The sequence below is a fragment of the Streptomyces sp. A0642 genome, assembly GCF_004795105.1.
Classification (GTDB): domain Bacteria; phylum Actinomycetota; class Actinomycetes; order Streptomycetales; family Streptomycetaceae; genus Streptomyces.
The window spans coordinates 530,312-545,150 of sequence record NZ_SSBL01000001.1; the positions used below are offsets into that span (position 1 = coordinate 530,312).

General features: G+C 69.6%; 12 protein-coding genes. 5 read left to right on the forward strand and 7 right to left on the reverse strand.

Translation table 11 applies throughout. The features are described 5' to 3' along the window. Positions 1–305 precede the first annotated feature (305 nt). From E6R60_RS02215 to E6R60_RS02235, 5 genes are all read left to right on the forward strand, one after another. Positions 306–1,103 (forward strand): ABC transporter ATP-binding protein, encoded by a 798-nt coding sequence (locus E6R60_RS02215; RefSeq protein ID WP_136324624.1) that lies wholly within the window; start codon positions 306–308, stop codon positions 1,101–1,103. Continuing rightward, positions 1,091–1,888 carry an ABC transporter ATP-binding protein gene (locus E6R60_RS02220; protein ID WP_136324625.1) on the forward strand — a complete coding sequence of 266 codons (798 nt, stop codon included), beginning with the start codon at positions 1,091–1,093 and terminating at the stop codon, positions 1,886–1,888. The genes E6R60_RS02215 and E6R60_RS02220 overlap by 13 nt, the downstream gene beginning before the upstream one ends. Beyond that, positions 1,885–2,775, forward strand: coding sequence for a branched-chain amino acid ABC transporter permease (locus E6R60_RS02225; protein WP_136324626.1), 891 nt, complete (start codon positions 1,885–1,887; stop codon positions 2,773–2,775). Before E6R60_RS02220 ends, E6R60_RS02225 begins: the two co-directional genes overlap by 4 nt. Positions 2,776–2,842: 67 nt before the next feature. After that, positions 2,843–3,889 (forward strand): branched-chain amino acid ABC transporter permease, encoded by a 1,047-nt coding sequence (locus E6R60_RS02230; protein WP_240802376.1) that lies wholly within the window; start codon positions 2,843–2,845, stop codon positions 3,887–3,889. Continuing rightward, positions 3,886–5,136: an ABC transporter substrate-binding protein gene (locus E6R60_RS02235; protein ID WP_136324628.1), complete on the forward strand. Its 1,251-nt coding sequence runs from the start codon at positions 3,886–3,888 to the stop codon at positions 5,134–5,136. Before E6R60_RS02230 ends, E6R60_RS02235 begins: the two co-directional genes overlap by 4 nt. A 66-nt stretch (positions 5,137–5,202) precedes the next feature. Here E6R60_RS02235 and E6R60_RS02240 read toward each other — a convergent pair whose 3' ends face one another. The 7 genes from E6R60_RS02240 to E6R60_RS02270 form a co-directional block, all read right to left on the reverse strand. Beyond that, complete coding sequence (locus E6R60_RS02240; RefSeq protein ID WP_136324629.1) at positions 5,203–7,575, reverse strand: discoidin domain-containing protein; 2,373 nt, start codon at positions 7,573–7,575, stop codon at positions 5,203–5,205. An 859-nt stretch (positions 7,576–8,434) separates the two neighbouring features. Further along, entirely contained in the window at positions 8,435–9,253 is an 819-nt protein-coding gene (gene pssA, locus E6R60_RS02245; RefSeq protein ID WP_206309305.1) for a CDP-diacylglycerol--serine O-phosphatidyltransferase, read from the reverse strand. 22 nt (positions 9,254–9,275) lie between these two features. Beyond that, positions 9,276–9,923, reverse strand: coding sequence for a phosphatidylserine decarboxylase (locus tag E6R60_RS02250; protein ID WP_136324630.1), 648 nt, complete (start codon positions 9,921–9,923; stop codon positions 9,276–9,278). Between the two features lie 181 nt (positions 9,924–10,104). Then, positions 10,105–11,310 carry an acyl-CoA dehydrogenase family protein gene (locus E6R60_RS02255; RefSeq protein ID WP_136324631.1) on the reverse strand — a complete coding sequence of 402 codons (1,206 nt, stop codon included), beginning with the start codon at positions 11,308–11,310 and terminating at the stop codon, positions 10,105–10,107. Between the two features lie 2 nt (positions 11,311–11,312). Further along, entirely contained in the window at positions 11,313–11,846 is a 534-nt protein-coding gene (locus E6R60_RS02260; protein ID WP_136324632.1) for a MaoC family dehydratase, read from the reverse strand. Between the two features lie 2 nt (positions 11,847–11,848). Further along, a complete protein-coding gene (locus E6R60_RS02265; RefSeq protein WP_136324633.1) occupies positions 11,849–12,829 on the reverse strand; it encodes a CoA ester lyase in 981 nt (326 codons plus the stop codon). Next, on the reverse strand, positions 12,826–14,838 hold the full coding sequence (locus E6R60_RS02270) for a protein meaA (RefSeq protein WP_136324634.1): 2,013 nt from the start codon (positions 14,836–14,838) through the stop codon (positions 12,826–12,828). Before E6R60_RS02270 ends, E6R60_RS02265 begins: the two co-directional genes overlap by 4 nt. Position 14,839 lies beyond the last annotated feature (1 nt).

A 14,839-nucleotide genomic window follows, 5' to 3' on the forward strand; every position in this document is an offset into this window, starting at 1 on the left:
AGGCCGCCGGCCCCGTCGCGCCGGACCGCCGTCGTGAGGATGGCACCCGCCGGGGCCGGGGGCGACAGCACGCGCCACGCCTCTGTGCGCGTGCACAACGGGCGGCCTTCCGCGCGGGGCACCCGCAGCGTTTCGGCCGGTGACCGTGGACGCGCGGCCCGCCCGCTGCTGGTCTGTGGCCCCACAGAGACACGGGGCAGGCACAGGAAGGCGCCACCGGCCACGACCGGCCGCCGGACCCCTGCACCTCACGAACCGGCGTGCGCGACGCGTCGGTTCCACACCAGGCGGAAGGAGGAGGACGCATGGCAACGCTCGAGATCCGCGCACTGTCCGTGGGCTACGGCCCGGTACGGTCCCTGCGCGACGTCTCCCTCGATGTGCCGGCCGGCGCGATCACCGCCGTACTCGGCGGCAACGGAGCCGGGAAGACCACGCTGCTGCGGGCCATCTCGCGGACCCTCGGCTTCCACCGCGGGACGGGCACGGGCACCATCCGCTTCGACGGGCGTCCCCTGGAGGGGCTGCGCGCCGCCCAGGTGGTGGCCGCCGGAGTGGTCCAAGTACCGGAAGGCCGCCAGGTCTTCGCCCGCATGACGGTGGCCGACAACCTGCGGGCGGGCGCCCTCGGCGCTCGCGGGGGCCGCAAGGCGTCGGCGGCCGCGCTGACCCGCGTACACGAACTGTTCCCCGTACTGGCCCAGCGCGCGCACCAGCGAGCCGGGCTGCTGTCGGGCGGCGAGCAGCAGATGCTCGCCATGGGGCGGGCGCTGATGGCGGCGCCCCGTCTGCTGCTGCTCGACGAACCCTCGCTCGGGCTCGCCCCCTTGATGGCGCAGCGCATCGCCGAGACGGTGCAGGAGATCAACGCGGCGGGGACGTCCGTCCTGCTCGTCGAGCAGAACGCGGCGATCGCCCTGCGGCTCGCCTCCACGGCCTACGTCCTGGAGGTCGGCGAGGTCACCCTTCAGGGGCCGGCCGACGAACTCGCCGCCTCCGACGAGGTGCGCCGCCGCTACCTGGGCGTCGTCGACGAGACGGCGGCCGAGGACGCGGACCGGGCCTCCGGGGCCGTCCGCACCCTGAGCAGGTGGTCCGCGTGACCGCCGTTCAGGAAACGGCTCCCGCCGCCCTCGCCGTCCGCGACGTCACCGTCCGCTTCGCCGGGCTCACCGCGCTCGACGGGGTCTCGTTCACCGTGGAGCCGGGCAGCGTGCACGCCGTCATCGGCCCCAACGGGGCGGGGAAGTCGACGTGCTTCAACGTGCTGTCCGGGGTGTACCGGGCGGCGTCCGGCACCGTCCACCTCGGGACGACGGAACTCACCGGGCTCGCCCCGCACGAGATCGCCCGGCTCGGCGTCGCCCGCACCTTCCAGAACATCGCGCTCCCGCCGCACGCCACCGTCGCCGACAGCCTGCTGCTCGGACGGCACCGGCTCACCCGCGCCGGGTTCCTCGCCAGCGGACTGCGCCTGCCGTCCGCCGCCCGGGAGGCCCGCCGCCATCTCGACCGGGTGCGCGAGATCGCCGAGTTCATCGGACTGGAGAAGGAGCTGGACCGGCCCGCCGGGGCGCTCCCGTACGGGCAGCAGAAGCTCGTCGAGCTCGGCCGCGCGCTGTGCATGGAGCCGCAGGTCCTCCTCCTGGACGAACCCGTCGCCGGGATGACCGCCGACGAACGGCGGCGCACCGCGGCGGTCGTGGCAGGGGTGCGCGACAGCCTCGGCATCTCGATCGTGCTCGTCGAACACGACATGGGAGTGGTGATGCGGCTCGCGGACGCCGTGACCGTACTCGACTTCGGACGCAGGATCTCCGGCGGCGCCCCCGCCGAGGTCCAGAACGATCCGGCCGTCGTCCAGGCCTACTTGGGGGCACAGGAATGACCACCTTCATCGAACTCCTCCTCGGCGGACTCTCCATCGGCTCGGTCTACGCACTGATCGCGCTCGGCTTCGTCGTCATCTTCAAGGCCACCGAGGTCGTCAACTTCGCCCACGCCTCCCTGCTGCTCGCGGGCGGCTACGTGACCGCCGTCCTCCACGACGACATCGGCTTCTGGCCGGCGCTCGCCGTCGGCATCGCGGGCGCGGCCGTCGTCGGAGCGGCCGTCGAGTTCCTGGTGATGCGGCGCTACCGGGGCAGCGACCACAGCGTCCTCGCCATCGTCACCATCGGCGTCGACATCCTCCTGACCACCGAACTCACCCGGCGCATGGGCACGGACGTCCTCGCGCTCGGCGACCCGTGGGGCGACGGCGTCGTCACCATCGGCGGCGTCACCCTCGCCGAGACCCGGATCGCCGCGTTCCTCGCCGCCGGCCTGCTCATCACGGCCTTCCTGCTCGCCTTCCGCTTCACCTCCTGGGGCGTGTCGATGCGGGCCGCCGCCGAGAACCCCCAGACGGCGGCCCTGATGGGGATCAAGCTCGGCCGGGTCTCGCTCTCCGCCTGGGCGGTGGCCGGAGCACTCGCCGCGGTGGCCGCCCTGTTCCTCACCGTCTTCCCCACACCCGGACTGGAGCGGGCCACCTCACTGGCCGCGCTCAAGGCCTTCCCCGCCGCCATCCTCGGCGGACTCGACTCGACGACCGGCGCCCTCGCCGGAGGGCTGATCGTCGGCGTCACGGAATCGCTCGCCACCGGCTACCAGAGCGATCTGTCCTTCCTTGGCCGCGGCATCGGCGACCTCGCCCCCTACCTGGTGATGGTGCTCGTGCTGCTCCTGCGGCCCGCGGGACTCTTCGGTACGAAGGAGCTCGCCCGTGTCTGACACCACGACAGCCGAGACCGCCGCGGGCGCCCGCCCGGCCGCCCCGGGTTCCGCCCTCGCCGCCCGGCTGCGCCACCCGCGCACCTACCTGTGGGCCGTCGGCTCGGTACTGCTCCTCGCGTTCCCGTTCTACCTGGACCGCTTCTGGCTGCAGGCCGGACTGTTCGCGATGGCCGCGGCCATCGGCGCCATCGGGCTCAACCTCCTCACCGGCGCCACCGGCCAGCTCTCCATGGGGCACGCGTTCTTCCTCGCGGTCGGCGCGTACGGCTACTGCGTCCTGGCGGGAGAGAGCAGTACGGAGAACGGGCACGAACTCTCCGGGCTCGGCCTGCCCAGCTGGCTCGCCGCGGTCCTCGCGGTGCTCCTCGCGGGAGCTGCGGGCGGACTGTTCAGCCCCATCGCGAGCCGGCTGCGCGGCGCCTACCTCGGCATCGCCACACTGGCGCTGATCTTCATCGGCCAGCACGTGCTGTTCAACGCGGGCTCCCTCACCGGAGGCTTCAACGGCCGGGCCGTACCGCCCCTTTCGCTGTTCGGCTTCGGCTTCGACGACACCGAGGTCATCGTGGCCGGGGTGCCGTTCCAGTCCTCCGAGAAGCTCTGGTACGCGGCGCTGGCCGCCCTGCTCCTGAGCGGGCTCTTCGCCCGCGGAGTGCTGCGCGGCCGGCCCGGCCGGGCGCTCAACGCCATCCGTGACCACCGCATCGCCGCAGGCGTGATGGGCGTCCCGGTGGCCCGCTACCGGGCAGGCGTCTTCGTCCTGTCCTCCATGTACGCGGGGCTGGCGGGCGTCCTGCTCGCGCTGGTCTTCCAGCGGACCGTGCCCGAGTACTTCGGCATGGTCCTGTCCCTCGAATACCTCGCCATGATCGTCATCGGCGGGCTCGGCACCGTGGCGGGAGCGGTCGTCGGGGCCGCGTTCGTCTCGCTGCTGCCGCAGCTGCTCACCCACTACAGCGATTCCCTGCCCCTGGTCTCCGCCCCCGGCACGGGCGGTCTGGCTCCGGGCGAGGCATCGCGCTACCTGTACGGCGCCGCGGTGGTCGCGGCTGTTCTGTTCCTGCCCGGCGGCCTGACACGTCTGATGAAGAATTCAGGGGAGAAGAAATGAAACTGCGTGTGCTCGGGGCCGTGTGCGCGGCCCTCACCCTCACCCTCGTGGGCTGCAGCGAGAAGGCCAAGTCCTCCGACGAGGGAGCCAAGGACAAGGCCGGCGTGAAGACCGGCGAGGGCGTCACCGACAAGGTGATCTCGCTGGGCGCGCTCACCGACATGACCGGGGTCTACGCCTCGCTCGGCAAGAGCGTCACCCAGGCCCAGCAGCTCTGGGCCAAGCAGACGAACGCCGCGGGCGGCATCTGCGAGCGCAAGGTCGAACTGACCGTGCGCGACCACGGTTACGACCCTCAGAAGGCCATCGCCGGCTACACCGAGCTGGAGCCGAAGGTGCTGGGCTTCGTCCAGTTCATCGGTTCGCCGTTCGTGGCGGCCGTCAAGCAGCGCATCGACGGCCAGGACAAGGGACTCGTCCTGCCGCAGGCATGGTCGGCGAGTCTTCTCGGCAGCAAGTACGTACGCGTCATCGGCTCCACGTACGACGTCGAGACGATCAACGCGATCGACTACCTGCTCGCCGAGAAGCGCATCGCCAAGGGCGACAAGATCGGTCACGTCTACTTCGAGGGCGACTACGGCGAGAACGCCCTGGCCGGGTCGAAGTACGCGGCGAAGGAGGCCGGCCTCACCGTCGTCGAGCAGAAGATCAAGCCGACCGACAACGACATGACCGCACAGGTCGCCGCGCTCAAGCAGGCCGGCGTCAAGGCCGTCGTCATCAGCGCGGGCCCGCGTCAGGCGGCCTCGCTGGTCGGTGTCGCGGCCGCGACCGGCTTCAGGGTTCCGGTCGTCGGCAACAACTCGGCGTTCGCCCCCCAGCTGCTGAAGACGCAGGCGGGACCGGCCCTGGAACACGACTACTACGTCGCCGCGTCCACCCTGCCGATCGGCGACCCGGGCGCCGGACCGGCGAAGCTCGCCAAGGAGTACGGCGCCGAGTACCCGAAGGACGGCCTCGACAACGGCGTCATCGCCGGATACAACGCGGCGAGCCTGTTCGGCGAGGCGCTGAAGAAGGCCTGCGCCTCCAAGGACCTGACGCGTGAGGGCATCGACAAGGCCCTGCTGACCATCACGGACTTCGGCAGCGACTTCGGGATGCCGCACGACTTCTCCGACCCGGCGGCGCCCTCCACCCGGGAGAGCGTGATCATGAAGCCCGACGCCAAGATCCCCGGCGGTCTCAAGGTCGTCAGGCCCGCCCAGGCGGCAGCGGCGGCGAAGTCCTACACGCTGAAGTAGACGGCAGCGGCTCAAGGCCCCCGGGGCGGCTCGCGTGATGCGGGCCGCCCCGGGGGTGTGTCCGGATCAGCTGGAGTACGCCTCCAGTTCCGAGAGCTGCGCGGCCGGCCATCCCGTGTTGCCGGTGAACGTCAGCCGCAGATAGCGCGACGCCGTGCCCGGCAGGGTGACCGTCGCCTGATTACCGCTCGACGGATCGAAGGTGTAACCCGCCGAGCCCTTGAGCGAGTTGAAGGTGCTGTCGTCGGTGCTGCCCGACACGCTCAGTGTCTGCGTACGGGTGGACCAGGCCGCAGCGGGGGGAAGTCTGAGGACCAGGCGCTTGACGCTCTTGGCTGCGCCCAGGTCCACGGTGATGGTCTGCGGGAAGGCGTGGTTGGTGCTCTCCCAGTAGGTGTTCGCGTTGCCGTCCACGGCGTTGGACGCGCCGTACACGTCCGCGTGGCCGGACTCGGTGACGCTGCGTCCCCGGGCGAGGTTGCCCGTCTCGGCGGGCGGGTCCGTGGGCGGGTCGGTCGGGTCGGTCGGCGGGTCGGTGGGATCCGTCGGGCCACTGCCGCCACCACCGGGCACTCCGCCGTTGGTCCACACCGGGGCGGGCCAGGTGCCGGTGCAGGCCGGCGGATCGGCGTACCAGCCGGAGTTCCCGGAGCCCCGGGTGATCTGGAAGCCGCTGCCCACGCAGTTGTGGACCGGGTTGGACTGGGCGATGTGCGTGGCCACGACATCGGTGAAGGTGGCCGTGCCCGGCGCCTGGATCTGGAGGGCGTAGGTGCCGGCGCCGTCAATCCTGACGCGGTCGAAGTGCAGACCGTTCGTCGCACCCTCGATGAGGTGGATCGCCGCGTACGAACTGTCCAGGATCTCGGTGTCGGAGATGTTGATCGTGGCGTTGATCGGCTCGTTGAGCCCGCTGAACCAGACGGCGCCGACACCGAACTGCCAGTTGTAGTCGTTGTTGCCGGTGCGGATCAGCGTGTTGCGGGCGGCCGTCGTCGTACCGGAGACGGCCGTGCCCTGTCCCGAGTTGACGCCCGGGTAGCGGTTGGCGATGTGCAGCCCGCCGCCGTTGGTGATGGTGTCGGACATGACGTTGTCGGAGATGGTGATGTCCCTGCCGCCGTACGTGACGATGTTGTTGGCCAGGATCGGCAGGATCACGGTGTTGAAGGTGAACTTGTTCTTCACGTTCGGGACGTTCTCCGCCCACATGGCCAGACCGTCGTCACCGGTGTTGCGGACGAAGGTGTTGGTGACCGTGGAGTTCGTGACCCCGTAGTGGAAGTTCACGCCGTCCGCGGTCTGGTCCAGGATGCGGCTGTTCCTGATGGTGAAGTTGTCCATCGGGCCGTCCATCCAGGCGCCGCACTTGGTGTGCTGCATCCAGACGTTGTCGACGGTCGAGTTCGACAGGGCCCCGCCGATGGCGTTGACCTGGTCGTTGTCGACCCGCTCGCGGATGTCGCCGATGATGGCGAAGTCCTTGAGCGTGACGCCGCTGCTGCCTCCCTCCCCGGCGTACTTGCCGTAGACGCCTACGCCCTTGCTGCGGTCCGAGGGGTCGCGCCCGGTCAGGACGGAGTACCAGGGGCCGGCGCCGCGCAGCGTGACCTTGTCCACGACGATGTGGTCGCGGACCTGGAAGGTGCCCCGGGGGATGTACACCTCCTTGCCCTGCGTCCTGCCCGCGTTCACGGCCGCCTGGATCCTGGCGGTCGAGTCGGCGGCCCCGGTCGGGTCCGCGCCGAAGTCGGCGACGACGTCGAGCGCGCCCGAGGGCCTGGCGGTCGGCGCGGACACCTGCTCGAAGTCCGCCAGGTCGATGGTGAACGACGGTGAGGCGGCGGTGGAGGAGACCTGCAACCGGACCTTCGTGCCGGCCGGGAGGGTCGACCCGAACATGGTGCGGGCCTCGTCGTAGAAGTGGTGCGGGTGGGTGTCGCCCGGGTTGTTGTTGAACGGGTAGCCGCCGTAGTACCAGCCGTACTTCGAGGTGACCGGCACCGCCGAAGCGGAGGCGCCGTTCACCCGCACGTCGATCGAGGCGTCCCGGCCCGATCCGGCGGCGCTGTCCGGCAGGGAGTACCGGAAGGACATGGCGTTGGCGGGTGCGGTGAGCGTGAACTCCACGTACTCGCCGACCGCGTCAAGCGTCACGGCCTGCCGGCCCGAGGCTTCGGAGGGCAGGGTGCCGTACAGGCGGTTCGGGCCGATCAGCGTGCCGTTGGTGGCGGCGTACTCGGCTTCCTGCTCCTTGAACGGAACGGTCGCACCGCGGCCGGGGACCGCCACGGGGGAGGGGGCGGGGACCCCCGCCGCCTGGGCGGGAGGGGCGCTGGACAGGACCACGGCGGCGGCGGTGCCGAACGCGGCGAGTGCCAGCGAGAGGGAGGCGGACACGGATCGTCTGAGCAACTGGCGTCTGGGTGGTGGGGTCACGTGACAGTCGTCCTTGCGGCTCGTGGGGGCTCTTCGGACGCCCACAGGCTAGGAGCATGTCCGCAAGGAAGTCCACGCTGCTGCGCAAAATTCTGTTCACAGTGCTCAAAATGTCGACGGACCGCTGTGAGAATCGGGTGTTCTGGGAGGGTTGGCCGGGCAGTCGTAGGCGGCGGCTGCGCGAGCCCTGGCGCGGCCCCGGCCGGGGGAGCGCCGGCGAGGAGGCACCGCGGCCCGAAAGGCCGGGCTCTCCCGCCCGTGGGCGCGGGGGACATCACGGCGCCCCACGGGCAGCTCTCGGGTGGGAGGGATTCCGGCGCCGGAGCACTCCCGTGCTTCTCCCGCTTTTCACTCGGCAGATGAAACGCACGAGGCCTCTCGGATACGGGCGAAAGGCGACCGTGTCGGTGGCCGCTACCGCCCCGCCCCTCGTGTCGGGCAGGGCTGCCGCCCGTCCGCTGCGCCCTGCCCCCGGGGTCGCGGTACACCCGGAGCGGGGCTCAAACGGAATCCCTGCCGGAATGCCGTGCCGAAGCTTTGACCGGTGCGGACGGCTTCACCCCGGTGGTAATCGGATCGCCGAGATGAGCGGCTGTGAAGTCCGGTGACCGGCGGGGAAAGGTGAGGCCGCAATGCCGCCGAGCGGGGACGTCCATGACCCCGTGACCGGGCAGTCCGGAAATCCTCGGGCACCTTTGCGCGACCGATGGCGGAACGGGGCGGCGGATATCGCCCGGGCTCGGATTTCCGCCGGGCTCGACCTGGAACCGAGGAAAGGAAAGAACTCCCGGCCCGCACCGCATACGACGAGGGCCCGGATGCTGGGGAGCATCCGGGCCCTCGTCGTATGCGGTGCGGGTTACGGCAGCTGTGCCGCTCGTGCCTCGCGCCTGTTGTCACGGAAGGTGTTCACCCGGCGGGCGGTCGCGAAGAGCGGGATGACCGCACCCAGGACCACCTGGAGCGCACAGCCGGTCTGGAGCAGGAGCTGACCGCCCGGGGCGTCGAACGCCCACGCGGCCAGCAGCCCCATCGCGGCCACGATCCAGCCGAGCATCGCCACCGCGAGCACACCCCGCGGCTTCGGGTACTCGACCCGGCTGACCATCAGCCACGCCACTCCGATGATCGCGAGCAGCGTCGGCACGAAGGGCAGCTCCAGGAGCACGATCGAGATGACCGTGAGCGCTCCGAAGGGGCTCGGCATGCCCTGGAACATGCCGTCCTTCAGAGTCACGCAGGAGAATCTCGCGAGCCTGAGCACCACCGCCAGCAGCACCACGATCGCCGCGAGCGCCGAGACCCGCTGGTGTGCGTCGTCCGCCACCATCCCGTACACGAGGACGAAGTACGCCGGGGCGAGCCCGAAGCTGACCAGGTCCGAGAGGTTGTCCAGCTCGGCGCCCATCGGCGAGGAACGCAGCTTGCGGGCCACGAGCCCGTCGAACAGGTCGAAGATCGCCGCCATGAGCATGAGGATCACGGCGGTGGCGGCGGAGTGCCGGGCCATGCCGCTCTCGTCGCTGCCCGTGAGGTGCGGAATGAGGATTCCGGTGGTGGTGAAGTACACCGCCATGAATCCACACGTGGCGTTACCGAGTGTGAGGGTGTCCGCTATCGACAGCCGCATCGAGAGCGGCATGTCCTCGACGTCGTCCTCCGCGTCGGCCTCCGGCACCCAGCCGGCCTGTGTGTCCGGATCAATCACGGTCAATGCGAGTCACCCCCGCGGTGGTGGCCTGGCCGACCTCGACCGCGACATCGATACCTTCCGGAAGGTAGATGTCGACCCGCGAGCCGAAGCGGATCAGGCCGATGCGCTCGCCCTGCTCCACCTTCGTGCCCTGTGGGACGTACGGGACGATGCGGCGGGCGACCGCACCCGCGATCTGCACCATCTCGATGTCGCCGAGCTCGGTGTCGAAGTGCCAGACAACGCGCTCGTTGTTCTCGCTCTCCTTGTTGAACGCCGGGACGAACCCGCCGGGGATGTGCTCGACGGATGTCACGGTGCCGGCCAGCGGTGCCCGGTTGACGTGAACATTCAGCGGGCTCATGAAGATCGCGACGCGGGTGCGCCCGTCCTTCCACGGCATGATGCTCTGCACCACGCCGTCGGCCGGTGAGATGACGCGCCCCTGGGTGATCTCGCGCTCGGGGTCGCGGAAGAACCACAGCATGCCCGCCGCGAGCGCGGTGGTGGGCACGGCCACGGCCGCCCAGCGCCCGGACTTGCGGGCCCGGGTCAGGCTGAGTGCGGCGGTGGCGACGGTCGGCAGGAGCCACGGCGAAGCTCCGCGTGCGAGGCGGACCCCGCCGCGTGGTGCAGAGGTATGGCTGTCGGGCATGGATGACCTTCGTAGCGGATGATGCCGCGCAGGCAACGGGGGACGGCGGCTTTTCCGGCGATGTTATCGGTTGCGGACCGCAACTGGGCAAGCCAGCAGCCGAGTCGGACGTCTGGAAGGCACCGGATGAGGATGACAGGGTGTGATCTTCTTCGCGGTAAAATCACCCCGAAAGGGACAATCACCCCTGGAAACGGTACTCCTCGAGGAGTCGGCGCCCGATGATCATTTTCTGGATCTCGGCGGTACCTTCACCGATCAGCAGCATCGGGGCCTCACGGTAGAGGCGCTCGATCTCGTACTCCTTGGAGAAGCCGTAACCGCCGTGGATACGGAAGGCGTCCTCGACGACTTCCTTGCAGTACTCGGAGGCGAGGTACTTCGCCATCCCTGCCTCCAGGTCGTTACGCTCCCCGGAGTCCTTTTTGCGCGCTGCATTTACCATCATCGCATGCGCGGCCTCGACCTTGGTGGCCATTTCGGCCAGCTTGAACTGGATCGCCTGGTGCTCCGCGATCGGTTTTCCGAAGGTGTGGCGCTGCTGTGCGTAGGAAACGCCCAGTTCGAACGCACGCTGTGCGACGCCGCAACCACGGGCGGCCACATTGACGCGGCCGACCTCCACTCCGTCCATCATTTGGTAAAACCCTCGGCCCGTGGTGCCGCCCAGGACGCGATTGGCTGGAATCCGCAGTCCGTCCATGATGAGCTCGGTGGTGTCGACGCCCTTGTAGCCCATCTTGTCGATCTTCCCGGGGATGGTGAGACCGGGCCGGACCTCGCCGAATCCGGGTTCCTTCTCCACCAGGAAGGTCGTCATCGACTTGTGCGGCGGCGTGCCCTCGGGGTGGCCTTCGTCACTCCGGCACAGAACGGCGACGAGCGAGGACGTGCCGCCGTTCGTCAGCCACATCTTCTGGCCGTTGAGGACGTACTCCTCGCCGTCCTTGACGCCCTTCGAGCTGATCGCCGCGACGTCGGAGCCCAGGGCCGGCTCGGACATCGAGAAGGCGCCGCGGACCTCGCCCAGCGCCATGCGGGGCAGGAAGGTGTCCTTCTGCTCCTGGGTGCCGTGCTGCTTGAGCATGTACGCCACGATGAAGTGCGTGTTGATGATCCCCGACACGCTCATCCAGCCGCGTGCGATCTCCTCCACACACAGCGCGTACGTGAGAAGCGACTCACCCAGGCCCCCGTACTCCTCGGGGATCATCAGCCCGAACAGGCCGAGTTCCTTCAGGCCCTCGACGATCTCGGCGGGGTACTCGTCGCGGTGCTCCAGCTGGGTCGCGACCGGAATGATCTCCTTGTCGACGAAATCCCGGACCGTGGAGAGGATTTCCTGCTGGACGTCGTTGAGACCGGCCGTCTGGGCGAGTCGCGTCATGGTTACTTCTCCACGTTCTTCTGCGAAGGCGAAGGCTGCTTCAGCTCCGGGCGGCCCGGCTGCTCGCCGCCCCGCTCCTTGATGTACGTCTCGGTCGGGACCATGACCTTGCGGCGGAACACGCAGACCAGCGTTCCGTCCTGCTTGTAGCCCTTGGTCTCCACGTAGACGATTCCGCGGTCGCTCTTGGACTTCGACGGGGTCTTGTCCAGAACGGTGGTCTCGCCGTAGATCGTGTCGCCGTGGAAGGTCGGCGCCACGTGCTTCAGCGACTCGACCTCCAGGTTGGCGATCGCCTTTCCGGAGACGTCCGGGACCGACATGCCGAGCAGCAACGAGTAGATGTAGTTGCCGACGACAACGTTCTTGCCGAAGTCGGTCGTCTTACCGGCGTAGTTGCTGTCCATGTGCAGCGGGTGGTGATTCATGGTCAGCAGACAGAAGAGGTGGTCGTCGTATTCGGTGACGGTCTTTCCGGGCCAGTGCTTGTAAACCGCACCGACCTCGAATTCCTCGTACGTGCGTCCGAACTGCATGATCAGGCCTCCGGGGCTTCGAACTTGGAGGTGCGCTGCATGCCGGCCGCGCGGCCCTTGCCCGCGATGACCAGGGCCATCTTGCGGCTGGCCTCGTCGATCATCTCGTCGCCGAGCATCGCGGAGCCCTTCTTGCCGCCCTCCTCGGAGGTGCACCAGTCGTAGGCGTCCAGGATCAGCTCGGCGTGGTCGTAGTCCTCCTGGGAGGGCGAGAACACCTCGTTGGCCGCGTCCACCTGGCCGGGGTGCAGCACCCACTTGCCGTCGAAGCCGAGCGCGGCCGCACGGCCGGCGACCTCGCGGTAGGCGTCCACGTCGCGGATCTGGAGGAACGGGCCGTCGATCGCCTGGAGGTCGTGCGTGCGGGCCGCCATCAGGATGCGCATCAGGATGTAGTGGTACGCGTCCGCCGGGTAGCCGGGCGGCTGCTGGCCGACGACCAGGGTCTTCATGTTGATCGACGCCATGAAGTCGGCCGGGCCGAAGATCAGGGTCTCCAGGCGGGGTGACGCCGCGGCGATGTCGTCGATGTTGACGAGGCCCTTGGCGTTCTCGATCTGCGCCTCGATGCCGATCCTGCCGGCCTCGAAGCCCATGGTCTTCTCGATCTGGGTGAGCAGCAGGTCGAGCGCGACGACCTGCTGGGCGTCCTGGACCTTCGGCAGCATGATGCAGTCGAGGTTCGGGCCCGCGCCCTCGACGACCGTGATGACGTCGCGGTACGTCCAGTGGGTCGTCCAGTCGTTGACCCGCACCACCCGGGTCTTGCCCGTCCAGTCGCCGTTGTTGAGCGCGTCGACGATGTGGTGCCGGGCGCCCTCCTTGGCGAGCGGGGCGCAGGCGTCCTCCAGGTCCAGGAACACCTGGTCCGCGGGCAGGCCCTGGGCCTTCTCCAGGAAGCGCGGGTTCGAGCCCGGGACGGCCAGGCAGGAGCGGCGGGGGCGCAGCCGGTTCACGGCGGGCGACGGGCTGGGCGTGGTCATGCGGGGACCTCCAGAGGGTCGAGCTTGTTCGCTTTCCGGATCTCGTCGACGATACGGCCGATGATCTCCGTGATGCCGAAGTCCTTCGGGGTGAATACGGCGGCGACCCCGGCCTTGATCAGGGTCGCGGCGTCGGCGGGGGGAATGATCCCGCCCGCGATCACCGGAATGTCGCCGGCTCCGGCGCGGCGCAGCCGGTTCAGCACGTCCGGTACCAGCTCGGCGTGCGAGCCGGACAGGATCGACACGCCGACGCAGTGCACGTCCTCGGCGACGGCGGCCGAGACGATCTGTTCCGGCGTGAGGCGGATGCCCTGGTAGACGACCTCGAAGCCGGCGTCCCGGGCGCGCACGGCGATCTGCTCGGCGCCGTTGGAGTGCCCGTCGAGGCCGGGCTTGCCCACCAGCAGGCGCAGCCGGCCAGCCCCCAGCTCCTCGGCGGTCCGGGCCACCTTCTCGCGTACGAGAGCGAGCGGGGTGCCCGCCTCTGCGGCCACGGCGACCGGGGCGGACGACACCCCGGTCGGGGCGCGGAACTCGCCGAACACGTCGCGCAGGGCCCAGGCCCACTCGCCGGTGGTGACGCCCGCGCGGGCGCACTCGACGGTGGCCTCCATCATGTTCTCCGTGCCCGCGGCCGCCTTCTTCAGCGCGGCCAGCGCCTCGGTGGCGCGCGGCTCGTCGCGGTTGTCGCGCCACTCGTGGAGCGCGGCGACGACCCTGGCCTCGTTCGCCGGGTCGACCGTCATGATCGCTCCGTCGAGGTCGGCGGTGAGCGGACTGGGCTCGGTCGTCCCGTAGATGTTGACGCCGACGATCTTCTCCTCGCCGCCCTCGATGCGGGCCCGGCGGGCGGCGTGCGAGGAGACCAGCTCGGACTTGAGGTAGCCGGACTCGACGGCCGCCATGGCGCCGCCCATCTGCTCGATGCGGTCCATCTCGGCGAGCGACTCGGTGACGAGCTCGTCCACCTTGGCCTCGATGACGTGCGAACCGGCGAAGATGTCCTCGTACTCCAGCAGATCGCTCTCGTGGGCGAGGACCTGCTGGATGCGCAGCGACCACTGCTGGTCCCAGGGCCGGGGGAGCCCCAGCGCCTCGTTCCAGGCGGGCAGTTGCACGGCGCGGGCGCGGGCGTCCTTGGAGAGGGTGACGGCCAGCATCTCCAGCACGATGCGCTGGACGTTGTTCTCCGGCTGCGCCTCGGTCAGGCCGAGCGAGTTGACCTGGACGCCGTAGCGGAAGCGGCGCTGCTTGGCGTCCGTGATGCCGTAGCGCTCGCGGGTGACCCGGTCCCAGATGCGGCCGAAGGCGCGCATCTTGCACATCTCCTCGATGAAGCGGACGCCCGCGTTCACGAAGAAGGAGATCCGGGCGACCACGTCGCCGAACTTCTCCTCGGGCACCTGGCCGGAGTCGCGCACCGCGTCGAGCACGGCGATCGCCGTCGACATGGCGTACGCGATCTCCTGGACCGGGGTGGCCCCGGCCTCCTGCAGGTGGTAGCTGCAGATGTTGATCGGGTTCCACTTCGGGATGCGGTTGACCGTGTACGTGATCATGTCCGTGGTCAGCCGCAGCGAGGGGCCCGGCGGGAAGACGTGCGTCCCGCGCGAGAGGTACTCCTTGACGATGTCGTTCTGCGTGGTGCCCTGGAGCCGGCCGGGGTCGGCGCCCTGCTCCTCCGCGACGACCTGGTAGAGCGCCAGCAGCCACATGGCGGTGGCGTTGATCGTCATGGAGGTGTTCATCTGCTCCAGGGGGATGTCCTGGAACAGCCGGCGCATGTCGCCGAGGTGCGAGACCGGCACGCCGACCCGGCCGACCTCGCCGCGGGCGAGGACGTGGTCGGGGTCGTATCCGGTCTGGGTCGGCAGGTCGAACGCGACGGACAGACCGGTCTGGCCCTTGGCGAGGTTGCGCCGGTAGAGCTCGTTGGACGCCTCGGCGGTCGAGTGACCGGCGTAGGTCCGCATGAGCCAGGGGCGGTCCTTCTGGCGGCCGCTCATG

Excerpts from the sequence above, each read along its gene's own strand:
- E6R60_RS02260 (WP_136324632.1), bottom strand. The coding sequence starts at position 11,846 with ATGCAGTTCGGACGCACGTACGAGGAATTCGAGGTCGGTGCGGTTTAC.
- E6R60_RS02235 (WP_136324628.1), top strand. The coding sequence starts at position 3,886 with ATGAAACTGCGTGTGCTCGGGGCCGTGTGCGCGGCCCTCACCCTCACC.
- E6R60_RS02215 (WP_136324624.1), top strand. The coding sequence starts at position 306 with ATGGCAACGCTCGAGATCCGCGCACTGTCCGTGGGCTACGGCCCGGTA.
- E6R60_RS02255 (WP_136324631.1), bottom strand. The coding sequence starts at position 11,310 with ATGACGCGACTCGCCCAGACGGCCGGTCTCAACGACGTCCAGCAGGAA.
- E6R60_RS02265 (WP_136324633.1), bottom strand. The coding sequence starts at position 12,829 with ATGACCACGCCCAGCCCGTCGCCCGCCGTGAACCGGCTGCGCCCCCGC.
- E6R60_RS02250 (WP_136324630.1), bottom strand. The coding sequence starts at position 9,923 with ATGCCCGACAGCCATACCTCTGCACCACGCGGCGGGGTCCGCCTCGCA.
- E6R60_RS02270 (WP_136324634.1), bottom strand. The coding sequence starts at position 14,838 with ATGAGCGGCCGCCAGAAGGACCGCCCCTGGCTCATGCGGACCTACGCC.
- E6R60_RS02225 (WP_136324626.1), top strand. The coding sequence starts at position 1,885 with ATGACCACCTTCATCGAACTCCTCCTCGGCGGACTCTCCATCGGCTCG.